Origin of the sequence: Bacillus sp. CECT 9360 (assembly GCF_918741275.1) — a bacterium.
Lineage (GTDB): Bacteria > Bacillota > Bacilli > Bacillales > DSM-1321 > Peribacillus.
The window spans coordinates 72,069-94,268 of record NZ_CAKKNA010000001.1; the positions used below are offsets into that span (position 1 = coordinate 72,069).

Genomic DNA, 22,200 nt, shown 5'->3' on the forward strand with positions numbered 1-22,200 from the left:
CGTTAAATGAAGTTAGTTACCTTTCGTGACGATTCAGGGGTAAACCTTGGAATCATCAAAAATGACCAAATATTTAGCTTATCAGCATTAGATGAATGGGATCGTTCACTTAATCAAGATGATGCAAATTCTGAAAATCCCATACCTTTGAATACCAAGTCATTTATTGAAGAGGGTGAAAACGCTTTAGCTCATGCTGAACGGCTCTTAGCGTCATATGAAGAAATGGGAATTGAGGAAAAACGGAAAGCAGTCCTGTATCTGAATGAAACGGAGCTCCTGGCACCGATATCACAGCCTGAAAAAATTATTTGTGTTGGCTTGAATTATTTGGATCATTGCAAGGAAACAGGAATGGAACCACCAAAATCGCCCGTGGTTTTTTCCAAATATGCAAATGCAATTATAGGGCATCAGCAATCGATTGAACTACCTGTCAATTCCGATCAAGTAGACTTCGAAGCAGAGTTGGCAGTGGTAATCGGAAAAGAAGCAAAACGAGTGTCCGTAGAAGAGGCAAGTGATTATATTTTTGGATACACGATTATGAATGATGTCAGCGCCCGCGATATTCAATTTGCAGACGGGCAGTGGGTACGCGGAAAAACGGCTGATACGTTTGCGCCCCTAGGGCCTTGCATTGTCACGCAAGATGAAATAGAAGACCCCCACAAACTAAACATCTCGTTAACATTAAACGGAGAAGTGATGCAGCAGTCGAATACGAGTAATTTAATATTTACAGTTCCTTATATTATTTCATTCCTGTCTCAGGCGATGACATTAAAGCCGGGCGATATCATTGCTACAGGCACGCCCCCTGGAGTCGGCATGGGCAGGGAACCAAAAATCTGGCTTAAAAAAGGTGATGAACTGTCTATTACCATTGAGAAGCTTGGAACGCTATCTAATAGCGTAAAGTAAGTGCGATAACAAAGGAGGCCTCTAACATGCATGATATCGTCACGATAGGAGATGCGATGATTACATTTAATCCAGTGAATAAAGGACCCATGCGGTTTGTTCATCAGTTTGAACGCAGGGTTGGCGGGGCGGAACTGAACGTAGCAATCGGTTGTGCCCGTCTGGGATTAAATGTAGGATGGATCAGTTGTCTCGGCAATGACGAATTTGGCAAGCATATTTTGCATTTTATTAAAGGAGAAGGGATAGATACAAGCCAAATTCAATTTGCAGAAAATATCCCAACATCTCTCAATTTCAAAGAAATCATGGAAGATGGCAGTGGCCGGACATTTTATTATCGGAAACCTTCCCCTACCTCTTTATTAACAGCGGAAACTTTACCTTATGATTATCTAGGAGCTGCTAAGGTATTCCATATTTCGGGGGTGTTTGCTGCTTTAGATTCGAAAAATGTGGACCTTTTATTACACGCAACACTGGAAGCCAAGAAGCAAGGTGCCCTTATATCATTTGACCCTAATATCAGGCTGAAGCTTTGGGCCTCTAAAGATGAAATGAAAATGCAGTTGCTGAAGTTTTTGCCGCTGACAGATATTTTGTTAATTGGCGAAGAGGAAGCTGATTTATTATTGCACGAAAAGAATCCGGATAGAATATTCCAACTGCTCAGCAATGAGAACATTTCATGGATTGTCATTAAGCAGGCTGAACGTGGATGTGTCTGTTATTGGAACGGTAAGAAATACATTGGGAATCCTGAAAATCCGGGGACCGTCGTAGACACAGTGGGAGCAGGCGACGGCTTTGCTTCTGGGTTTCTTTACGGAATTATTAACAAGCTTTCTATCGATGAGACACTTCGGGTGGCGAACAGTATAGGAGCGATGGTGGTTAGCGTTTCAGGCGACAATGAAGGCTTGCCACTCTTGGAGGATGTCCAAGCGCGTCTAGGGATTGCTGAACGTATCGAAAGGTAAACGGAGGTAACCACATGGATGTTGTCACAATTGGGGAAACAATGGTAGTTTTTTCTCCTGATGAGCAAGGGCCTTTAAGGCATGCCCGGTCTTTTTCGATGAAATTTGCCGGAGCCGAATCGAATGTAGCCATAGGGCTTTCCAGGCTTGGACATCAAGTTCGATGGATTAGTCAGGTAGGAAACGATGAGTTCGGAGATGCCATGACCGCTTTCATTAGAGGGGAAGGCGTTGATGTCCACTATGTGACAAAGGACTCGGCTGCTGCTACTGGTGTATTCTTTAAAGAATTCAGACGAATGAATGACACAAGAGTGTACTATTATCGGGCGAATTCAGCGGCAAGCAGAATGCACACAGAAAACATTCCTGCTGATGCAGTGAAAGAAGCAAAATATTTACATATAACTGGTATTACCCCGGCGTTAAGTACTTCATGTCGACTAGTAATTGAAAAAGCGATTGAGTTTGCAAAAGAAGGCGGGACGAAAATCGTGTTCGACCCTAACATTCGAATGAAGATATGGCAGGATGAAAAGGCGGCCCGGCATTATCTGAAAAAATATGCGGCTTTATCTGATATTGTTCTGCCGGGAATCGCAGAAGCTCGGTTTTTGTTTGGTGAACAGACACCTGAGCAGCTTGCAGATTGTTTTCATGAGCTAGGAATCGGGACGGTTGTTCTAAAATTAGGGAAAGAAGGGGCGCTATGCTCCAGGATTAATCAGGAAAAGACGGAAGTTCAAGGATTTCCGGTAGAACATGTCATTGACCCGATCGGAGCTGGTGATGGCTTTGCCTCTGGATTGATATCCGGTTTGTTGGATGGATTAAGTCTAGAAGAGTCAGCAAATCGTGGAAATGCAATCGGAGCTATGGTGACTATGGTCTACGGGGATATAGAAGGCCTTCCATTAAAAGACGATTTGCTTACATTTTTGGAACAGAGTACAGACGATGTAACAAGATAAAAAAGAAAGGTGGATTCCATGGGTAAACTAGAAGAATTAAAGAACGGTAAATTAGTAGCGGTGATTCGCGGCGCTTCTTCTGAGCAGATTATTCCAATCACTCGGGCGCTAATAGATGGAGGCATCAATGCATTAGAGATTACAGTGGAGACACCGAAAGTATGCTATTTAATTGAGAAGGTGAAAGCAGAATTTGGGGAAGAGATTATAGCGGGTGCAGGTACTGTTTTAGATGCAGAAACAGCCCGAGCAGCAATTATGTCGGGCGCGGAGTTTATCTTTTCCCCAACAGTTCAAGAAGAAACGATAAAGATGACTAAGAGATATGGTGTCATCAGTATACCAGGTGCCTTTACACCGACAGAAATCTTAACGGCATACGAGAGTGGGGCAGATATTATTAAGGTATTTCCAGCAGATTCCCTTGGTCCGAATTACTTTAAGCATCTTAAAGGACCGCTGCGGCAAATTCCGTTGATGCCTACAGGAGGAGTGGGATTCGAGAACCTATTAAATTATTTACAGGCTGGAGCTGTAGCAGTCGGCCTGGGTGGATCACTTGTAAATCCCTCAAAATTGACATCCACTCAGAATTATCAGGAATTAACCGACAGAGCAAAGCAATTTGTAGAAATTGTTAACGGATTTAATAGCGATAAATAGATTAACCATTTAAATGCGTCCATACCGCCTGATACACTTTTTGTAAAGGAACGCCATATTTATCTGCAATTTCCTTACATTGGCTATATTCTGGTGACTGTTGTACCACTTTATTATTCAAAAGTCCTTCTTTAACGGACACAGCTCCCCATGGAGTTTGAATCTCTTTAAACTGTCTGCCAAGTCGCTTGACTGATAGAGGATAGTAACGGACCCCGAGTGTGGTCGTTTCTTGAAAAATAATATTCATAATGGATTCGCTCCGGCTTTCGGAGCATAATACTTGCAGCATAGTACCTGGCCGGTTTTTTTTCATATAAATTGGTACATAAAAAACATCGTTTGCCCCGGCATCAAATAGCAAATCCATGACATGGCCAAGCCATTCACCTGGGATATCGTCTAAATTCACTTCGATTTTGATCATTTCATGATCGGTATGTTCAAATTGATGCTGCATGGCTATCTCCTTCCTGCTACCATCTCTTAAACTATTAGATGAAAGGTAGATTCAAATGGAATCATACACTACACATATTTTATCACAATTAAAAGAAGGCATTCTATCTATTGAAGAAGCAGAGGAAAAATTAAAAGGTTTTACAGACTACGGATTTGCAAAGGTAGATGATGCCAGAGAATTCAGGCAGGGTTTCCCTGAAGTTATCTTTGGAGCTAATAAGACCGAAGCGCAAATAGTAGAGATTTTTAACCATTTAGTCAATCAGAAACAGACTGTACTTGCTACAAGGGTTACCACTGTTGCGGCAGAGGCAGTATGCTCTTTGATTCCAGCAACGAAGTATGATGAGGCTGGCAGAACATTGCTTTACAAGCCGGATACATATTCGATAAGAGATGGTAAGAAAAAAATAGGAGTGATTTGTGCCGGAACTTCCGATATCCCGGTTGCAAGAGAAGCAGAGGTAACGATCGAGGCAATGGGACATCTCTTTCAAGGTTTTTATGATATTGGCGTAGCCGGAATTCACCGGCTTTTTGCCCAGATGGAGGAAATCAACAAATGCCAAATCTTAGTTGTCATTGCTGGGATGGAAGGGGCACTTCCAAGTGTTGTTGGAGGACTAGTGTCTGTTCCTGTCATTGCAGTTCCGACAAGTGTCGGTTATGGTGCCAATCTTAATGGAGTGGCTGCCTTATTAAGCATGCTTAATACTTGTGCTTCCGGTGTAACAGTAGTCAATATCGATAATGGTTTTGGGGCTGGTTATGCCGCATCGTTAATGCTTCGTGTTTAAACAGATTGTTTTAAAAAAGCCGTAGGGAGAGACTGACTATTGAAAACTTTATTTATCGACTGCGGAATCTCTGGAATTGCCGGAGATATGGCACTTGCTGCATTTACTGAAATTGGGGCGGACATAGAGGTTATTTCCGATAAGCTCAAGCCGATTATTAAAGAAGATTTTTCATTGTCTCTTGATAGAGTGGTGAAAAAAGGAATTTCCAGCACAAAGCTGGTTATTGAAACAGAAGAAGAGAAGCACTCCCATAGACATTATTCTACTATTAAGAAAGCCATCGATGAATCGTTTCTATCTGAGTCCGAAAAGGCTACAGCTCTATCTATTTTTGAAGTAATCGCTATTGCAGAAGCTAAAATTCATAACAGTACGCTCGAGAAAGTACACTTTCATGAAGTCGGCGGTGTCGATTCAATGATTGATATTATCGGTACAGCGATTGCTTTTCACCAATTAGGAATAGAAAGAGTAATCAGTTCACAGGTAGCCGTTGGCAATGGTTATCTGAAAATGGCTCATGGTTTATACCCAATACCTGCACCTGCTACGCTTGAAATTCTAAAAAATATCCCTTTGCTCCAGACAGAAATCCAAGGAGAACTTACAACTCCCACGGGAGCAGCGATTATACGGACATTAACTGACGAATTCGCTGTGCTGCCGTCGATGCAAGTGTCGGAAATTGGTTATGGAGCCGGGACAAAAGACTTTAAAGGTCATCCTAATGTAGTGCGTTTTGTTTTAGGAGAATTATAGAAAAGGAGGATCTCTTTATGAACATTGAACAGAGCCTGCATAAGGAATACAAATTAAAAGAAATACTTTTAGAAATGGAAAGTGTCATTATTGCTTTTTCTGGAGGAGTAGACAGCACTTATCTGCTCAAAGTAGCACTTGAAACGCTAGGAAAAGAGAATGTATTAGCAGTAACGGCTGATTCCGAATCATTCCCGGCTTCCGAATTAGAGGAAACGATTCGTTTGGCCAAACAGCTTCAAGCACCTCATCAAATTATTCAAATGTCTGAATTGGCCATCCCAGGTTACAAAGAAAATGATTTGAACAGATGTTATTTTTGCAAAAAAGGATTATTTGAAAAGCTGTACCCTGTATTGATAGAAAAAGGGTTTAATAATTTAATATTCGGCCTGATTAAAGATGATTTGGGCGAACATCGTCCAGGCGTCAAAGCTGCAATAGAAAACAATGTAAGAGGACCGCTTGCGGAAGCAGATATCACCAAAGAAGATATCCGCATTCGTTCAAAAGAGCTCGAGATTGACACTTGGGATAAGCCTTCCCTCGCCTGCCTATCTTCCAGAATTGCCTATGGCGAAAAAATTACTGTTGAAAAACTGAAACGGATAGACCAAGCGGAACAGTATCTGAAAGGATTAGGAATTAAGCAGGTGCGAGTTCGCATGCATGATGAAATAGCCAGGGTAGAAGTGGAGCAGGCCGATATGCAACTGCTGTTGAACCATCATGAGGAAGCCACAAGGCACTTAAAAAGCTTACATTTTAAGTTTGTTACCATGGATTTAGCTGGTTATAAAAGCGGTAGCATGAATAGCATGCTCGAAAAAATCGGAAATAAATAGGGAGGATGGCCAAACATGATTGAGATCCTGGCAGTTGGGGGGTTATTAGGAATTAAGCATGCTTTGGAGCCGGATCATATCATTGCAGTTTCCACAATCGTAGGTAAGAATAAAGGGTTTTGGCGTTCGAGTTTTTTAGGATTGTTTTGGGGTTTAGGGCATACATTAGCACTTCTTTTCATTTTTCTTATTCTGTCACTTACAAAATCTAGTATTCCGGAAGCATGGTCGATGTCCTTTGAAATGGGGGTAGGTGTTATGTTGATCTACCTAGGCGTTGCTTCTTTTTTGAATCCGCAATTTTCCAAAAGAAAAATAAGCCAACAAACAGAGAGCTCGAATAGGGGGTTATTTTTTAAGTCCTTAGTGATCGGTCAGATTCATGGGCTAGCGGGAAGTGCAGCGATGACTATACTGGCTTTATCGATGGTAGATTCAGCTGCAGAAGCGTTTAATTATATCGGAGTGTTCGGTATAGGCACAATCTTAGGAATGTTGCTATTCACGTTACTGCTTAGTATCCCTTTCCAGTTAAGTACCCATAAGTATAAGTTAAACAGAACGTTAATAGGAATGACTTCGGCAGTCAGTGTAATCTATGGACTTTATTATATTTATAAAATTGGATTCGTTGATGGGCTATTCGTCTAACCATAAATAAAAACCACTGAATAAATGTTTGGTGGTTTTGGTTTATAGTCGTCTGAATTTTACTTGTAAGATACATAAAAAAGTAATCACATAGTATTCGGGAGGGTAATGAAAATGCCGGTTATGAAAGCTGGATTGTTTGTTTCTGAAAAGAGTGTAATGGTCGCTGATTTAGAAAAACCAATATTACAGGTTGGGGAGGCACTAATTAAAGTATCCGCTGCGGGAATTTGCGGCACTGACATGATGATCTATTTTGGAAAGCATCCAAGGGCAAAAGCACCATTGGCAATGGGTCATGAATTTAGCGGAGTGATTGAACAAATCAATGGCAGTTCTTCTTTCACGATTGGAGATAGAGTAGTAGTAGAACCAACACTCAGCTGCGGCAAGTGTGAAGCTTGTGCCACAGGACAATTTCACGTATGTAAAACATTAAAGCTTATTGGTATTGATATGCATGGTGGATTTGCAGAATACACGGCCGTTCCGTTAAACCGGCTTCATCGAATTCCTGATCAATTATCAGATCAACATGCAGCTTTAACAGAGCCAGTGGCAGTTGCTGTCCATACAGTTCGCCGCTCTAACTTAAAAATAGGCGACAATGTTGTCATACTAGGGGGTGGCCCTATCGGGTTGCTGGTAGGGATAATGGCTAAAAAAGCAGGAGCCGCTCAAATTATAGTTTCTGATATTAGCCCGTATCGTTTAAATAAAGCTAAGGAGCTTGGCCTTACCGTGCTGGATGCCAAAAAAGTGAATATTGCTGACGAAGTCTATTCCCTGACGAACGGTGTAGGTGCTGATATCACCTTTGAAGTTGCCGGAACGGCTGTTACGGCTATACAGATGGTTGAGGTGACTAAGATCCAGGGTCAAATTGTTGTAGTCAGTGTATATAAACAACCGCCAACCATCGATTTAGCAGCGATGCATTTTAGAGAAACTTCCTTAACAACGACAAGATGTTACAGCAGAAATGACTTCGAAAAGGCGATTCAACTTATGGGTAGTGGAATGATTGATGTCTCTTTCATTATTTCGCATCAGCTGCCTCTTGAGAAAATTAAAGAAGGATTTGAATTAATGGAAAATCCAGATTTATCTTTGAAAATTATTTTACAGCCTAATTAGGAGAGGGGGTTGAGTACATGGGAATTAATTTGTTTAGTTTGGATGGAAAAGTTGCGGCTATCACAGGTGCAACTAGGGGAATAGGGCGGTCTATGGCAATCGCCTTAGCTGAAGCAGGTGCAGATATAGCGCTGCTTCAGCGTTTACCGGAACAAAACGATGTGAAAAAAGAAATTGAGAGGCTTGGGCGATCATGTATAATCCTTCCTTGCGATTTAGGAAATGCTGAACAAGTGAAAGAGGTTATACCTAACGTCATTTCTCATTTTGGGAAAATTGATATTTTAGTTAACAATGCAGGCATCCAGCATCGATCACCTTCCGTTGATTTTAAAGAATCGGATTGGGATGAAGTCATAAATGTAAATTTGAAAACGGTTTGGCTTTTATGCCAGCAGGCTGGCCGTTTTATGATCTCTGAAGGCAAAGGGAAAATCATTAACATGGCATCATTGCTTTCCTACCAGGGCGGCCTCACCGTTCCAGCTTATGCTGCAGCAAAGGGGGGAGTGGCACAGCTAACAAAAGCTCTGTCTAATGAATGGGCACAGCATAATATCAATGTAAACGCAATTGTGCCTGGATATATCGCAACAGACATGAATACTGCACTTATAAATGATCAAACAAGAAATAGACAAATACTCGAACGAATTCCCGCAGGAAGATGGGGGAACTCAGAAGATTTTAAAGGAGCAGTCATGTTCCTGGCTTCTGACGCATCTAATTACGTTCATGGACATTTATTAGCGGTTGATGGGGGCTGGTTAGGTCGTTGATTTTCTCTGGAATTCCGGAATCTGAATAATGCCGTACCGTTTTAATAAGAGGGCAACCAATGATTGATTAGGCATTTTTCTTTTCAGAAAATCTACTAATAGAATAAGGCAGGTTCTCCTGAGCGGAGAATGCTGCCTATATCAATGTTTCGATATTTAATCAATTACGCAATTCCTGCCGCTTCAGCTAAATATTCGATTAAATGAAGGGCGCGAACTGATTCAGATAACTTTTCGCGTTCAATGCCAAGTTTCATCTGTAGCAAACATCCAGGATTAGTTGTAATAATGACAGATGCTTTTGTCGCTTTTGTTTCTTTCATCTTTTCATCGAGGATATCCATGGATGCATCAAAATTAATCATATTATAAATTCCTGCTGACCCGCAGCACATATTTGCTTGTGCCATCTCTATAAAATGAATACCTGTCACGCTTTTAAGAAGGTCTAATGGTTCATTATTCACTTTTTGAACATTGGTCATATGGCATGAAGGTTGATACGTAACTCGTTCTTTATGATGAGACTGCAAATTAGGCAGACCACCACAAGAGACAAGTACCTGGCTGATATCTTTCGACTTCGCGGAGAAGTTAGCTGCTCTAGCTGCCCAATCATTATCATCCGCAAGCAGTTGGCTATATTCATAGAGCATAGCGCCACATCCGCCTGCATTATTAACAACAAAGTCTATGTCTTCCTGCTCAAAGGCAGCGATGTTTTGTTTAGCAAGACGCTTAGCTTCATCCAATTCTCCGGAATGTGAATGCAGGGCGCCGCAACATGTCTGTTTAGGTACTACAAAAACGTCACATCCCGCTTCAGCAAGCAGTTGTACAGACAAAGTATTGATCTGTTGAAACATCGCATCCATAATGCATCCGGTAAAAAAGGCAACTGTATACTTTTTTTCTCCTTTAGCTTTTATTCTGACAGGGGCTTGTTTGCGTTTTGCCGGTGAAACTGGCTTTGGTATGATTGCTTCAAATGTCCCTAAATGATTAGGTAGTTTCTTCAAGGCACCGGACGCGCGCCCGGCTTTTTGAAGTCCGCTTTTTTCATAGAGCCAAAACGCATTGCCCGCCAATTTCATGAATGTTTTACTGGGGAATACATTCTTGAACACTGTTTTACGAAGAAAACGAACAGGAACGGGAAATTTCTTGCGTCTGATTAGCGCTGCTTTAGCTGCTTCAAGAATAGAACCGTATTCCACTCCGGTTGGACAGGCAGTTTCGCAAGCACGGCATCCAAGGCATAAATTGATTGGATCTTCTAGTACTGATAAATCGGTGATTTTTCCTTCGCCAACCATTTTCACAAGGTTAATCCGGCCACGTGGAGAGTGGGTTTCTTTTCCCATTGTAATATATGTTGGACACACAGGGAGACAGTATCCGCATTGGACGCAGCTGCTTGTCTTTTCATATCGAAATTCTTTCTTTAATTGGTCAAGGGATTGCTCCATGTTAAGTCAACTCCAATTTTTGACTCGGTTCAGGAAAGATTTTACCTGGATTCATAATGTTATTCGGATCCCAAACTTCTTTAATGCGCTTCATCATATCCAAGCCGATTGCTCCCAGTTCCATTTCCATAAATGGCGCCTTCATGATTCCGATGCCATGTTCACCGGAGAGTGTGCCTCCAAGTTCAATAGCTGCCGTAAAGATTTCAGCAACCGCCTGTTCAACTCGGATCATTTCTTCCTTGTCATTTTTGTCACAAATGATATTCGGATGGAGGTTGCCATCACCTGCATGGCCAAATACAACAAGGTGAACATTATATTTGTCACGGATTTCTTGTAATCTGAGGCACATTTGCGGAATTTTGCTTCTTGGGACAGTAGCATCTTCCGAAATTTTGGTTGGTTTGATACGTGCTATTGCAGGAGAAACCAGTTTGCGGGCTTTCCAAATTTCCTCTCTCTCAGCAGCGTTCCGGGGAATGCGAATTTCACTAGCCCCGACAGCATCGCATAGTTCAGCTGCTTGCTTTACTTCATCCTTCAAGGCTAAATGGTGACCATCCAGTTCAATAAGTATGATTGCTTCGGCATCTACGGGCAGTCCTAATGGTTCGTAATTTTCAACGGCTATGATAGAGGACTGATCCATTAGTTCCATTTTGGCTGGTATAATGCCTGAAGACAATATCTTTGAAATCGCACTGCCTGCGTCAATTAAACTATTAAAAACCGCCATAATCGTTTCAGAAGCGGGCGGTTTAGGAATTAGTCGCAAAACTGCTTTTGTAATAATGCCCAGTGTACCTTCTGATCCGACAACAAGTTTTGTTAAATCGTAACCCGTTACATTTTTAACTGTACTACCACCGGTTTTTATAATTTCACCCTCAGGTGTAATCAACTCCAAACCAATGACATAATCCTTTGTCACTCCGTATTTTAATCCTCGCGGTCCTCCCGAATTTTCCGCCATATTACCGCCAATCGTAGAGACATGTGAACTGCTTGGATCCGGGGGATACATTAGGCCTTTACGTTCAGCTGCTTTATGGATGTTAGCCGTTAATACACCTGGAGAAACAACCGCAATTAAATCTTCTTCATGAATTTCAAGCAAACCATCCATAACAGACAAATCGAATACCATGCCACCTTTTACAGGAAGGGGACCACCGCTTAATGAAGTAGACTGCCCACGAGGGTAGACCGGAATCTGTTCCCGGTTGGCAAGTTTCACAAGTGCCGATAATTCGTCAACGCTTTTTGTCTGTATAACCACATCCGGTAAAAAAGTGCCGAATGACGCATCAAATGAATAGCTGAAACGATCATTTTCATCTGATAACACTCTTCCGATTTTTACGATTTGTTTGATTTCTTCAATATGATGCGCTTTTATCACCTTCATTGGACTCACTCCCTTTTTTGTACCCTATATGGTGTAGCCTTTTAAGAAAAGGCTTAACTTCTTTTCAGCATTCTTTAAATGAATAAGACATTGGATTTTAGCCAGTTCCGGTTCTTCTGCTTCAATTGCCAACAAGATATTATAATGCTCCTTGAATACAGCTTCCCGTTTCTGTTTTAACTCTATATTTGGACGAAGGGTGATATTCAAGGTTCTTTCATATAGTGATGATAAGCTTTCTAGTGTTTGAATCAGAATAGGATTCTGTGTTGCTATAATAATAGAACGGTGAAAATCCAAATCCGCTTCCATGGCACTCGAGCCTTTTTCAATAGATTCACTTTCCATTCGCTTCATAATGTGCCTCATTTGTTCAAGTTGTTCAGATGTACGTCTAGAAGCTGCTAGATATGCCGCCTCTGGCTCCAAAATCTTTCTCATTTCAAATAAATACTTAATACTTTCCACATCGTCCGTTTCAATCCTGGTACGCTGTAATAATTTTGAACTCGTATCTTCTTCTACGTAGCTTCCTCCGCCTTGGCGAGAAGAGATGATACCGGAAGCTCTTAGCATGCTTAACGCCTCGCGAACAGGTACCCTGCTTACACCGTAGTACGCCGTTAATTCCATTTCTGTCGGCAGCTTCGACCCTGGAGGGTATTTTCCCGTTTCAATTTGATGCAGTAATTCGCGAGATATGAATTGAGAAGCTTTTTCTTTTTTAGTCATGTATATCTTTCCTTTCACTATATTTCTAGGTTAATGAATTGATTTGAAAGAAGAACTTTTCCATAATTATAAATTTGTCTAACAAAAACAAAATTTATATAACAAATTTACTACAAATAAACAAAATTTTCAAAAAAATTAATTTACAACACGTTGATTTACCTTTATAATAAACAAAAACAGCCCAATTAACAATATTTTCTTTCAAATTTGTATTACAAATTTGTAATACAAAAAAATATACTTCCTCTAAGAATAAATTAAATGATGGATTCAAATAGGACTTAAACAAAGTGTCATAGGAATTTAGATTCTTAAAAATGAAAACCCTTTCATTTTTAAAATAAACATTCCTAAGTAATCATTTTATTAGGTTCTGGTATTAAATAAATTAGCTATTTGTTTAACATGATCGTTAGTTTACTTTTCACTGTTCTATTTGCTTTCATTATTAAAACTTAGGGGGAAATGAAATGAGCAATGCTTATGCATCATTGGAGAAAAAAACGATAAAAAAAGTTACCAGGAGAATTGTACCTTTTATCATCTTGTTATATATTATTGCATTTTTAGACAGAGCGAATTTAGGTTACGCCGCACTGGATATGAACGATGCGCTTGGATTAACCAGCCAAATGTTCGGGCTTGCTTCCGGAATTTTCTTCATTGGTTATTTTCTTTTTGAAGTACCGAGTAATGTGCTTTTAGAACGATTCGGGGCAAGAAAATGGATTGCGCGAATTCTTGTAACCTGGGGAATAGTCGTGATCTTGACTGGATTTGTTGAAAGCGCTGTACATCTTTACTTTCTACGATTTCTATTAGGAGCATTAGAAGCAGGATTTTTCCCAGGCATCATATTGTATCTTACGTATTGGTTTAGGGTTAAAGAGCGGGCAAAAACAATCGCAATGTTTATGACAGCAATCGCCATTTCCTTTATTATCGGAGCACCATTTTCTACTTGGGTTATGGACAATATCAGTTGGATGGGAATGGACGGTTGGCGTTGGATGTTCATCTTGGAAGGGTTACCCGCTGTTATTTTAGGTGTTATAACGTTTTTCTATTTAACAGACCGCCCGCAACAAGCCAAGTGGCTTACAAGCGAAGAAAAAGATTGGTTAACCCGGGAATTGGAAAGAGAAAAAGAAGCCAAGGCAGAGAAGGATGGTAAACAATACGGAATTAAGCAAACACTGAGCAATCCGAGAGTATGGTTTCTGGCTCTCATATACTTTACTTTTAATATCGGTATATATGGAATCGCGTTCTGGCTGCCGCAAATAATCCAGTCATTTTCAGATGTATTATCGAACACTCAAGTTGGATTAATGACGATGATTCCTTATATAGCCGGTGCGATTGCAATGAACATCTGGTCTCGACGTTCTGACCGATTAGGTGAAAGGCGGCTTCATGCCGCGATTCCATTAGTGGTTGGATGTTTAGGAATGTTTGCTTCGGGAATGACTTCAAATCCTGTTGCATCAATTGCAATGATGGCGATAGCAGTGGCAGGCATGTACAGTTTCTACGGTCCATTTTGGTCTTTAGCGACCCAATTCCTAAGTACTTCAGCAGCAGCTGTAGGAATTGCGGTTATTAACTCGATTGGGAATCTGAGCGGTTTTGTCGGACCGTATGGAATCGGCATGATTCAAGAGGCTACCGGAAATGTAAATATTGCATTGTACTTCTTGAGTATTTCTCTTTTGGTGCCTAGCATCCTGCTATTTACAATGCGGAAGGATCTGATAACGCGTCCGCCTCTGTCAACAGACAGGCCTAGTGATATCAGTGTGAAATAGGGGTACACGCATTTCTGGGAAGAGAAGCTCGGGTAATAATTAATAAGGGAGGCCCAATAAGTATGATATACGAGATGAGGACCTATTCTATCAAAGTTGGAAAAACCCAGGAATACTTGAAGCTGTTCGAAGAAATTGGGCTACCGCTTATTACAAAATATGCCAAACTGGTCGGCTATTGGTATACCGAAATTGGAGAGCTAAACCAGGTCATACACGTATGGGAATATGAAAGTTTAGATACGCGGGCTGAAAGACGAAGAGCCTTATATAATGACCAAGATTGGCTGGAAAACTTCATTTCAATTGCGCTTCCGTTACTTGAAAAACAGGAATCTAAGATTTTACATGCAACTAATTTCTCACCTATTAGGTGAAGTGAAAGCTCTATCAAGCTTGTAATTCTATTATGTTTAAGGGGGCGTTTTTTGTGAAGAAATCTATATTTTTAGTACTATTCGCTTTTATATTCCTTACAGGATGCAGCGCAAGCAATAAAGATGCAAGTTCGTCTGGCAGTGGAGGAAAAAATGGAAAAACGATTACTATTAAAATAGCCAATTTTTATGCGGAAGACCATCCAGTCAATAAAGCAATAAAAGAAAAGTTCAAGCCGATGGTTGAGGAAAATTCAAATGGCTCGGTAAAAGTAGATCTATTTCCAAACAGCACCATTGGGGGCGAAGAGTTTATGTATGATGGGACCCGAAATGGAACGATTGAAATGGCAGTTCTCAGTCAAATCATGGAACCGGATGTACCAAAAGTCGGCCTGTTCTCTTTACCTTTCTTGTTTAAAGATTATGATCATGCCAAAGGTGTACTCGACAGCCCGATTGGAGGAGACATCAAAACTGAATTTGAAACTAAAACAGGTTTAAAGCATCTTGGATACGGAATTAATGGTTTCCGTGTAGTATCAAGCAACAGACCTGTGAAAAAAATGGAAGATTTCAAGGGACTAAAATTAAGAATGCCTAATGTGCCTCAAATGATTGCTACAGGTCAAGCTCTGGGAACGACTGTTTCTCCGATGCCTATACCAGAGATTTTTCCAGCCCTTGAACAGAAAGTAATAGATGGACAGGACAATCCTTATTCAACATTGCGTTCTAATGCTTGGTACGAAGTACAAACTCATGTTTTAGAAACGCGCCATCTATTTTTACCAAACAATTATGTTGCTAATGAAAAATTCTGGAATAGTTTAACCCCTGAACAGCAAAAAGTTGTGGAAGAGGCTGTACAAGAAACAGTAAAACGGGAGTGGGAGCTAACTGAACAGGGTGAAGAAGAAGATAAAAAATTCCTTAAAGAAAACGGGTTAAAGATCACAGTGCCGGATGAAGGATTTAACTCAGAAATGATTCAGGCAACCGAGGGAGTTTATAAAGAGTTTTATAAGAAATACTCTTGGGCAGAAGAAATTGTTGAACAGATTAAGTCACAGTCGAAATAACATACGCTTCTCTTGTGTATTTAAATAATATTATTTTATTAGAACCGAATGAAGATCCATCCATATTAATTGTTTGCTCACAATGAGGAGGAACTGGCAATGAGTACCATGACAGATAAAAAAAGAATAGAGTACGGACATTTTATTAATGGACAATGGATCACTGACCAACATACAATCCCAGTTTTAAACAAATATAACAGCGAAGAAATTGCCCAGATTGGAAGAGCTTCGAGAGAGGTAGTAACAGAGGCGGTAACGAATGCGTTGGAAACTTTTCAGACAAAAAGTCTGGATCCTAATCAACGCTATGAAATCTTAATGCATGCCGCTGAAATTGTAAAAAAAAGAAAAGAACAGTTAGCTATGATACTTGTACAAGAAGTAGGCAAAGTGTTAAAGGATGCAAGGGGAGAAATCGACAGAGGAATACAAACTTTAATTGCTTCCGCTGAAGAAGCTAAACGGATTGCAGGTACAGGTATTCCTTTAGGTCAACCTGGTAATGAAAATAAAATGGCTTTTACCATTCGGGTTCCCCTCGGAGTTATTGGTGCAATTACACCATTCAATTTCCCGTTCAATCTTACTCTTCATAAGGTAGCACCAGCGATAGCGGCAGGAAACACAATCGTGCTGAAGCCGGCTGAAGCAACACCGTTGATTGCTTGCAAGATCGCGGAAATCTTTTTGGAGGCCGGATTGCCAGCGGGGTTTCTAAATGTGATTAACGGAATAGGCCAAGAAACGGGTCAATATTTATTGGAAGATGAACGGGTAGCGATGTATACGTTTACGGGAAGCCCAAGCGTTGGGCGCCATATAAAGAGTCAAACAGGAATACGCAAGGTGACTTTGGAGCTTGGGAATAACTCGCCCAATATCATTCACAAGGATGTGCCGGATTTAGATAAGGCGGTCGAATTATGTGTGACTCGCGGATATACAAATGCCGGGCAAGCGTGCATTTCAGTACAACGTATTTACGTCCACCACGAAATCTATGATTCATTTGTAGAGAAGGCAATAAAGGTTGCAGGGTCGTTGAAGGTTGGCAATCCTGAAGATGCAGCCACAGACATCGGACCGATGATCTCTGAAAAGGAAGCGAAAAGAGCAGAAGGATGGATTCAGGAAGCTGTTAAACAAGGAGCCAAAGTAGTGACAGGAGGGAAAAGACATGGGGCTATTCTGGAACCGACCATTTTAGTAAACGTAACGGCGGTGATGAAAGTAGTCTGTCAGGAGGTTTTTGCTCCAGTCATTAGCATCATTCCTTTTGATGCTATAGAAAAAGCTTTCGAGCAAGCGAATGATTCGGCTTTTGGTTTGCAAGTCGGACTATTTACGTCCGATCTCAATTTGGCGATGCGTGCCACAAAGGAGCTTCATTTTGGCGGTGTGATCATTAATGATGTTTCTACTTATCGTGCGGATGTAATGCCGTATGGAGGCGTGAAGGATAGTGGATTTGGAAAAGAGGGCCCGCACTATGCTATTCAAGAAATGACCGATGAGAAACTTGTTGTCATCAATCTTTAAATTGCGGAGGTGAGGTACAAATGAGAACAACATGGGATTTTTTTTCTACGGAAAGAATCGTATTTGGAAACGGGGCAATTCAACAGCTCGATTCCGTTCTTGCAAGGTTAAACGCGAAAAACATATTACTCATTACCGATCCTGGAATCAAGCAGGCAGGCATTGTTGACAGAGTTTTGAATTTGTTGAAACAATCCGGCTACCAAACGATTCTTTACGATAAGGTGGTACCCGAACCACCGGTAGATTCTGCGATGGAATGCTATGAATTTGCGAAATCCCAAATGGATACGGATGCAGTCATCGGGCTTGGCGGGGGAAGCAGCATCGATATGGCAAAAATTGTCGCCTTATTGGTAGCTCATGGAGGACATCCTCTTGATTATTATGGCGGGGAAAATCAAGTGCCCGGGCCTATTGCACCCTTGGTTGCCATTCCCACAACAGCGGGAACTGGATCTGAAGTTACATCGGTCGCCGTATTGACAGATGTTAAAAACAATCTAAAAGTGGGAATCTCGGATAATTACCTTCGACCAACTGTTGCTCTTCTTGATCCAGAATTAACATTAGGCCTTCCTGCATACGTGACAGCCTGTTCTGGAATTGATGCCTTATCCCATGCGATAGAGGCTTATACTGCAAAACCTTCCACATACATCCAGACAGAGGGCAATCTTTTATTCCAAGGCTCCATCCCTATAAGCGATACACTTGCATTCAGGGCAATTGAATTGATTGCTAAAAACCTAGTGGTTGCAGTTCAACAAGGAAGTAATCTTGAGGCGCGATCGAATATGATGATGGGCAGCCTGCTTGCCGGGATGGCTTTTTCAAATGCCGGTACAGCTGCTGCTCATGCGCTAGCATATCCAATTGGAGGCCTTATTAAATCACCACATGGGGAAGTGACAGGTCTTTTACTTCCGTATGTAATGGAGTTCAACGCAGCTGTAGAAACGGATAAAATGGTGAAAATTTCTGAGGCATTTGATGTGAAGTCGGAAGGGTTATCAAAGAAAGATACAGCATTAGCTGCTTCAACAGCGGTGTTGAAATTGCTTGAGGAAATTGGCTTGCCTACTCGTCTTTCAGAGATTGGAATTAAAGAAGAGAATATTCCGGAGATTGCTGACAAGACCATGAAGATTGATCGATTGGTTAGAAACAATCCAAGAGTACCTAACCAACAAGGACTTGAAGAATTACTGCGGAAGGCTTTTTAACAAAAGTGAGATGTATTGATTTCCTAGTATGAGATTGATAGATAAATAATGAAGTTGGATTCTGAAATCGAGAATGTTCGTTAGGAAGGATGTTAATAAAATGTCTTTATTGCATTATAAGTATTTTATGCCTACACATGTAGAATGCGGGAATGGAGTATCTGAAAGAACGGGAGAAATGGTAAAAGATCTAGGCGCAACAAGAGTGCTTATCGTAACAGATAAAGGAATACGAGAAAGCAAGCTTTTAGAAGGAATAGAACAATCTCTATTAAGGGTGCACCTGGAATACGAAATTTATGATGAGGTAGAACCGAACCCTTCGGATGATACGATTGAAAAAGGCCTAGAATACCTAAGGCAACATCAAAGTGATGCAGTACTGGCAGTTGGCGGCGGCAGCAGTATTGACACAGCTAAGGGCATAGCTATCATGGCTACTAATCCCGGACATATCTTTGATTATGAAGGGGTAGGAAAGATTAAAACTACTCCCCTTAAAATCATAGCGATCCCAACTACTGCTGGGACTGGGAGTGAAGTTACGGCTTCAACAGTCATTACCAATAAAGAAACATTATTTAAATTAGCGGTGATTAGTCCTTATCTATATCCTAGCCTGGCAATACTCGATCCAGCTCTTATTCTGAATTTACCTCAGGGACTTACAGCAGCAACAGGAATGGATGCATTAACACACGCTATTGAATCTTATACATCAAAGACGGCCAATCCCGTTAGCCAAGCCTTAGCTATCCATGCCATTAAAATGATTGGCGAAAATTTGACGAAAACCTATTTTGTGGGAACGGATATCGAAAGCCGGGAAAAAATGCTAGTAGCTTCCATGATTGCAGGAATTGCATTTGCTCAATCCCGGTTGGGAAATGTCCACGCTATATCTCATACCTTTGGAGGAGTCCTCAATATTCCTCATGGAATTGCGAACGCGACTTTGCTGCCATTTGTTATGAAATTCAATCTGCCGGCCTGCGTTGAAGAGTTCAAGGATATAGCGATCGCTTTAGGTAAGGATGTTACCGGATTATCTGTAAAGCAAGCTGCAGAGGAAGCAATAAATGCTGTCATCGAAATGAATCAAACGATGAAAATCCCTCTCAATATAAAAGACTTGGGAGTTTCGGAAGAGTTCTTTCCTAAACTAGTCGAGGATTCTATGAGAAGTGGAAATGTTCTCGTAAATCCCAGGCTGACAAAGGCAGCTGATATTCAACTGATAATTGAAAAAGCGTATCAAGGGAGTTTAGAAGAGTTCTAGTTCTAAAATGATAAGCAGCAATCATTTCAAAAAAGCAAAAATGTAAGATAACATCTATTTCTAGCTTAGAGACCTATTAGCACAGATATTGCTTTTGAAGCATGGGGGAACGATGTATTGGAGATTAAAATTGTTTTGTCATCTATTAGTATTATGGCAATCATTATTTTGATTGGTATAATAATAGCTCGAAATTACATAATAACCGATCAGGCAAAACAATTGTTAGTCATCATTATCATCAACGTTGCTGTGCCTTCTATTATATTAAATGGAATTTTCAATACTAATATTAGTGAAGTATTACTTTCAAAAATGCTGATTATATTTCTGCTTTCCATTTGCTTCAATATTTTGGGGGTCGGATTGGGATGGTTAAGTGCAATAGTTTTTGGATATCGCACGATAAAAGCAAGATATATTTCCATCCTGGCAGGAATAGGTAATACCGGTTTTATTGGCATTCCGGTTTGTGCCGCACTTTTTGGCCCAACAGGTGGTTTATTAGCGGCCATATATGATGCCGGACTTGATGTTATTGTATTTACAGTTGTTCTGATGCTTCTGCAAAAAAATGAGCAGTTTTCATTAGGAAATTTAAAAGCATTCATCAATATACCGTTTATTGCAGTTATTGTTGGGATATTAATAGCGATATTTGGATATGAGCCGCCAATTGTGTTGAGAAAACTAACTGCCACATTATCGAGTTTAGCAGCCCCATTGGCGATGCTCTATATAGGTTTTTTAATAAATTCATTTTTGAAAGAAAAAAGGAAAATACCAATTGGTTTTGTAAGTATTTCATTATTAATAAAACTAGTAATTTTTCCATTAATAATCATAGCTATTTTAAAAACTATACCTGTCATCATTGACGTTAAACTAATTACTGTAATTCAGGTATCGATGCCAACGTTTACGCTGGCAACTGTCTTGTTTGCACGATATGCCCAAGATGAAGAAAAAGCGGTAGTTACCACAGTTTTGTCAACTATTTTTTCAATAATAACAGTTCCGATTATTGTTTACACAGCCGGTTTATTTTTATAAAATAGTAGTTTGGTAATAATGGAACGTTAGACTCGGTTTCACTATCGAGTCTTTTATCATTAGCAACTTTAAAAAAACTTGTAAATAGCCCTCTAACTATCAAATCCCATGTAACGAAAAGAAACCCTCGCTTAAACAATTCTAACAATCTATCACTTTCATTATGAAATAATACAAATCCAGTGAATTGCATTTTCAAACCTTTAAGGATATGGTTTGTTATAAAGGATAATTTGATGAAGGTAAAGGATGAAATGAATTGAATAATCACAGCCGTACACCGGAGTTCATATACACATATGCATGCAGTCCAGAGGAACTCTCTTTATGCCGCATGGAAATGCGTTCATTTTTTGGAATCGAGTCACCGTTCAATATTATCAAAAGCTCCACCAGAATTGATCCCAGCAGGAGTCCGTTCATTAAGGAGCGGATTGAAGTGATGCATGAAGGGGATAGCGTGCAGGAGATTGTCGAGCAAGTCAAGCATATCCAATTGGATGAATCAACATTCAAAGTCATTTTCGTGAAAATAAACGATTTGCAAGAAAAAGTAGAATACTGGGAGCAACGTGCAATCGAGCGGGAAATTGGCTGGCCCATCCAGGGCGAAGCCGATATGCACGAGCCTGACCATATATTCGGCATAGTTCCTCTTGGCGGGAAATGGTATTTCGGGAAATATCTCAAAAGCGAAGCAATCTGGCTTCATCATCTTAAAAAACCCCGCGAATATTCCACTGCACTCAGCACACGTGTAGCCAGGGCTGTGGCGAATATCGCTGTCCCGAAACCGGAAGGAGTCAAAGCGATTGACCCTTGCTGCGGGATTGGCACGGTATTGGTAGAGGCGCTTTCGATGGGAATTGACATCGTCGGACGCGATATAAACCCTCTTGTCACAGACGGATCCAGGGAGAATATTGCCTACTTCGGGCATGTAGGCGAGGTAACAACGGGACCCATATCAGAGGTTTCTGAAAAATATGACGTGGCAATTATCGATATGCCCTATAATTTATATACCCATGCCTCACCGGAAGACCAGCTCTCCATTCTTCAACACGCTCGAAGGTTTGCTGGCAAAGTGGTCGTTATCACGATAGAAACGATGGACGAAATGATCAAAGAAGCGGGGTTTGAAATTGCAGATCGCTGCGTCGCCAATAAAGGCTCATTTTCCAGGCAAATTATTGTATGTGAGTAGCAAAGCTAGATTAATATGGAATAAACGCTCAGCATTAAGA

Annotated in this window: 22 protein-coding genes; 18 read left to right on the top strand and 4 right to left on the bottom strand. The window is 40.7% G+C overall.

Annotated features, from left to right (window positions below; all coding sequences use genetic code 11):
• Nucleotides 1–6 precede the first annotated feature (6 nt).
• Genes LQ216_RS00315 through LQ216_RS00330 form a run of 4 tightly spaced genes read left to right on the top strand, consistent with a single transcriptional unit; the run spans nt 7 to nt 3,538 of the window.
• On the top strand, nt 7–924 hold the full coding sequence (locus LQ216_RS00315; protein WP_230126137.1) for a fumarylacetoacetate hydrolase family protein: 918 nt from the start codon (nt 7–9) through the stop codon (nt 922–924).
• A gap of 26 nt (nt 925–950) precedes the next feature.
• Nucleotides 951–1,904 (top strand): sugar kinase, encoded by a 954-nt coding sequence (locus LQ216_RS00320; protein ID WP_230126138.1) that lies wholly within the window; start codon nt 951–953, stop codon nt 1,902–1,904.
• A 14-nt stretch (nt 1,905–1,918) separates the two neighbouring features.
• Nucleotides 1,919–2,875: a sugar kinase gene (locus LQ216_RS00325; RefSeq protein WP_230126139.1), complete on the top strand. Its 957-nt coding sequence runs from the start codon at nt 1,919–1,921 to the stop codon at nt 2,873–2,875.
• Between the two features lie 18 nt (nt 2,876–2,893).
• Nucleotides 2,894–3,538 (top strand): bifunctional 4-hydroxy-2-oxoglutarate aldolase/2-dehydro-3-deoxy-phosphogluconate aldolase, encoded by a 645-nt coding sequence (locus LQ216_RS00330; protein WP_230126140.1) that lies wholly within the window; start codon nt 2,894–2,896, stop codon nt 3,536–3,538.
• A 1-nt stretch (nt 3,539) separates the two neighbouring features.
• On the opposite strand, the gene larC is transcribed toward LQ216_RS00330, so the two are convergent.
• Nucleotides 3,540–3,998, bottom strand: a complete 459-nt coding sequence (gene larC / locus LQ216_RS00335) for a nickel insertion protein (protein WP_230126141.1) — start codon at nt 3,996–3,998, stop codon at nt 3,540–3,542.
• Nucleotides 3,999–4,053: 55 nt separating this feature from the next.
• Between larC and larB the strand changes: the two genes are divergently transcribed.
• From larB to LQ216_RS00365, 6 genes are all read left to right on the top strand, one after another.
• The gene (gene larB / locus LQ216_RS00340) at nt 4,054–4,797 is read left to right on the top strand and encodes a nickel pincer cofactor biosynthesis protein LarB (RefSeq protein WP_230126142.1); all 744 of its coding nucleotides are present in this window, start codon (nt 4,054–4,056) and stop codon (nt 4,795–4,797) included.
• 39 nt (nt 4,798–4,836) lie between these two features.
• Nucleotides 4,837–5,559, top strand: coding sequence for a LarC family nickel insertion protein (locus tag LQ216_RS00345; protein ID WP_230126143.1), 723 nt, complete (start codon nt 4,837–4,839; stop codon nt 5,557–5,559).
• Between the two features lie 17 nt (nt 5,560–5,576).
• Nucleotides 5,577–6,404, top strand: a complete 828-nt coding sequence (larE, locus tag LQ216_RS00350) for an ATP-dependent sacrificial sulfur transferase LarE (protein WP_230126144.1) — start codon at nt 5,577–5,579, stop codon at nt 6,402–6,404.
• Between the two features lie 15 nt (nt 6,405–6,419).
• Nucleotides 6,420–7,055, top strand: a complete 636-nt coding sequence (locus tag LQ216_RS00355; protein WP_230126145.1) for an urease accessory protein UreH — start codon at nt 6,420–6,422, stop codon at nt 7,053–7,055.
• A gap of 114 nt (nt 7,056–7,169) precedes the next feature.
• A complete protein-coding gene (locus LQ216_RS00360) occupies nt 7,170–8,192 on the top strand; it encodes an alcohol dehydrogenase catalytic domain-containing protein (protein WP_230126146.1) in 1,023 nt (340 codons plus the stop codon).
• A gap of 17 nt (nt 8,193–8,209) precedes the next feature.
• Entirely contained in the window at nt 8,210–8,971 is a 762-nt protein-coding gene (locus tag LQ216_RS00365) for a glucose 1-dehydrogenase (protein ID WP_230126147.1), read from the top strand.
• A 164-nt stretch (nt 8,972–9,135) separates the two neighbouring features.
• Here the strand turns inward: LQ216_RS00365 and LQ216_RS00370 are convergent, their stop codons facing one another.
• From LQ216_RS00370 to LQ216_RS00380, 3 genes are read right to left on the bottom strand one after another with little or no spacing between them, the layout of a single operon-like run.
• Nucleotides 9,136–10,440, bottom strand: coding sequence for a (Fe-S)-binding protein (locus LQ216_RS00370; protein WP_230126148.1), 1,305 nt, complete (start codon nt 10,438–10,440; stop codon nt 9,136–9,138).
• Nucleotide 10,441: 1 nt separating this feature from the next.
• Complete coding sequence (locus tag LQ216_RS00375; protein WP_230126149.1) at nt 10,442–11,851, bottom strand: FAD-linked oxidase C-terminal domain-containing protein; 1,410 nt, start codon at nt 11,849–11,851, stop codon at nt 10,442–10,444.
• A 24-nt stretch (nt 11,852–11,875) separates the two neighbouring features.
• Nucleotides 11,876–12,583: a FadR/GntR family transcriptional regulator gene (locus LQ216_RS00380; RefSeq protein ID WP_230126150.1), complete on the bottom strand. Its 708-nt coding sequence runs from the start codon at nt 12,581–12,583 to the stop codon at nt 11,876–11,878.
• Between the two features lie 473 nt (nt 12,584–13,056).
• Between LQ216_RS00380 and LQ216_RS00385 the strand changes: the two genes are divergently transcribed.
• The 8 genes from LQ216_RS00385 to LQ216_RS00420 all read left to right on the top strand — a co-directional run bounded on the left by LQ216_RS00385 (nt 13,057) and on the right by LQ216_RS00420 (nt 22,160).
• Nucleotides 13,057–14,394 (top strand): MFS transporter, encoded by a 1,338-nt coding sequence (locus LQ216_RS00385; protein ID WP_230126151.1) that lies wholly within the window; start codon nt 13,057–13,059, stop codon nt 14,392–14,394.
• Between the two features lie 62 nt (nt 14,395–14,456).
• Nucleotides 14,457–14,771 carry an NIPSNAP family protein gene (locus LQ216_RS00390; protein WP_230126152.1) on the top strand — a complete coding sequence of 105 codons (315 nt, stop codon included), beginning with the start codon at nt 14,457–14,459 and terminating at the stop codon, nt 14,769–14,771.
• Nucleotides 14,772–14,824: 53 nt separating this feature from the next.
• Entirely contained in the window at nt 14,825–15,853 is a 1,029-nt protein-coding gene (locus LQ216_RS00395; RefSeq protein WP_230126153.1) for a TRAP transporter substrate-binding protein, read from the top strand.
• A 99-nt stretch (nt 15,854–15,952) separates the two neighbouring features.
• The gene (locus tag LQ216_RS00400; RefSeq protein WP_230126154.1) at nt 15,953–17,395 is read left to right on the top strand and encodes an aldehyde dehydrogenase family protein; all 1,443 of its coding nucleotides are present in this window, start codon (nt 15,953–15,955) and stop codon (nt 17,393–17,395) included.
• Nucleotides 17,396–17,415: 20 nt separating this feature from the next.
• Nucleotides 17,416–18,621: a hydroxyacid-oxoacid transhydrogenase gene (locus LQ216_RS00405; protein ID WP_230126155.1), complete on the top strand. Its 1,206-nt coding sequence runs from the start codon at nt 17,416–17,418 to the stop codon at nt 18,619–18,621.
• A gap of 100 nt (nt 18,622–18,721) precedes the next feature.
• Nucleotides 18,722–19,900 carry an iron-containing alcohol dehydrogenase gene (locus tag LQ216_RS00410; protein ID WP_230126156.1) on the top strand — a complete coding sequence of 393 codons (1,179 nt, stop codon included), beginning with the start codon at nt 18,722–18,724 and terminating at the stop codon, nt 19,898–19,900.
• Nucleotides 19,901–20,017: 117 nt separating this feature from the next.
• Nucleotides 20,018–20,953 carry an AEC family transporter gene (locus LQ216_RS00415; protein WP_230126157.1) on the top strand — a complete coding sequence of 312 codons (936 nt, stop codon included), beginning with the start codon at nt 20,018–20,020 and terminating at the stop codon, nt 20,951–20,953.
• 259 nt (nt 20,954–21,212) lie between these two features.
• The gene (locus LQ216_RS00420) at nt 21,213–22,160 is read left to right on the top strand and encodes an RNA methyltransferase (protein WP_230126158.1); all 948 of its coding nucleotides are present in this window, start codon (nt 21,213–21,215) and stop codon (nt 22,158–22,160) included.
• The last annotated feature ends 40 nt before the right edge of the window (nt 22,161–22,200 follow it).

What these genes read in the sequence shown, in the direction of transcription:
- LQ216_RS00360 (WP_230126146.1), top strand. Translation starts at nt 7,170, where the DNA reads ATGCCGGTTATGAAAGCTGGATTGTTTGTTTCTGAAAAGAGTGTAATG.
- LQ216_RS00365 (WP_230126147.1), top strand. Translation starts at nt 8,210, where the DNA reads ATGGGAATTAATTTGTTTAGTTTGGATGGAAAAGTTGCGGCTATCACA.
- LQ216_RS00405 (WP_230126155.1), top strand. Translation starts at nt 17,416, where the DNA reads ATGAGAACAACATGGGATTTTTTTTCTACGGAAAGAATCGTATTTGGA.
- LQ216_RS00315 (WP_230126137.1), top strand. Translation starts at nt 7, where the DNA reads ATGAAGTTAGTTACCTTTCGTGACGATTCAGGGGTAAACCTTGGAATC.
- LQ216_RS00355 (WP_230126145.1), top strand. Translation starts at nt 6,420, where the DNA reads ATGATTGAGATCCTGGCAGTTGGGGGGTTATTAGGAATTAAGCATGCT.
- LQ216_RS00325 (WP_230126139.1), top strand. Translation starts at nt 1,919, where the DNA reads ATGGATGTTGTCACAATTGGGGAAACAATGGTAGTTTTTTCTCCTGAT.
- LQ216_RS00370 (WP_230126148.1), bottom strand. Translation starts at nt 10,440, where the DNA reads ATGGAGCAATCCCTTGACCAATTAAAGAAAGAATTTCGATATGAAAAG.
- LQ216_RS00380 (WP_230126150.1), bottom strand. Translation starts at nt 12,583, where the DNA reads ATGACTAAAAAAGAAAAAGCTTCTCAATTCATATCTCGCGAATTACTG.
- LQ216_RS00385 (WP_230126151.1), top strand. Translation starts at nt 13,057, where the DNA reads ATGAGCAATGCTTATGCATCATTGGAGAAAAAAACGATAAAAAAAGTT.
- LQ216_RS00410 (WP_230126156.1), top strand. Translation starts at nt 18,722, where the DNA reads ATGTCTTTATTGCATTATAAGTATTTTATGCCTACACATGTAGAATGC.
- LQ216_RS00375 (WP_230126149.1), bottom strand. Translation starts at nt 11,851, where the DNA reads ATGAAGGTGATAAAAGCGCATCATATTGAAGAAATCAAACAAATCGTA.
- larE (WP_230126144.1), top strand. Translation starts at nt 5,577, where the DNA reads ATGAACATTGAACAGAGCCTGCATAAGGAATACAAATTAAAAGAAATA.
- larB (WP_230126142.1), top strand. Translation starts at nt 4,054, where the DNA reads ATGGAATCATACACTACACATATTTTATCACAATTAAAAGAAGGCATT.
- larC (WP_230126141.1), bottom strand. Translation starts at nt 3,998, where the DNA reads ATGCAGCATCAATTTGAACATACCGATCATGAAATGATCAAAATCGAA.
- LQ216_RS00390 (WP_230126152.1), top strand. Translation starts at nt 14,457, where the DNA reads ATGATATACGAGATGAGGACCTATTCTATCAAAGTTGGAAAAACCCAG.
- LQ216_RS00330 (WP_230126140.1), top strand. Translation starts at nt 2,894, where the DNA reads ATGGGTAAACTAGAAGAATTAAAGAACGGTAAATTAGTAGCGGTGATT.
- LQ216_RS00320 (WP_230126138.1), top strand. Translation starts at nt 951, where the DNA reads ATGCATGATATCGTCACGATAGGAGATGCGATGATTACATTTAATCCA.
- LQ216_RS00400 (WP_230126154.1), top strand. Translation starts at nt 15,953, where the DNA reads ATGAGTACCATGACAGATAAAAAAAGAATAGAGTACGGACATTTTATT.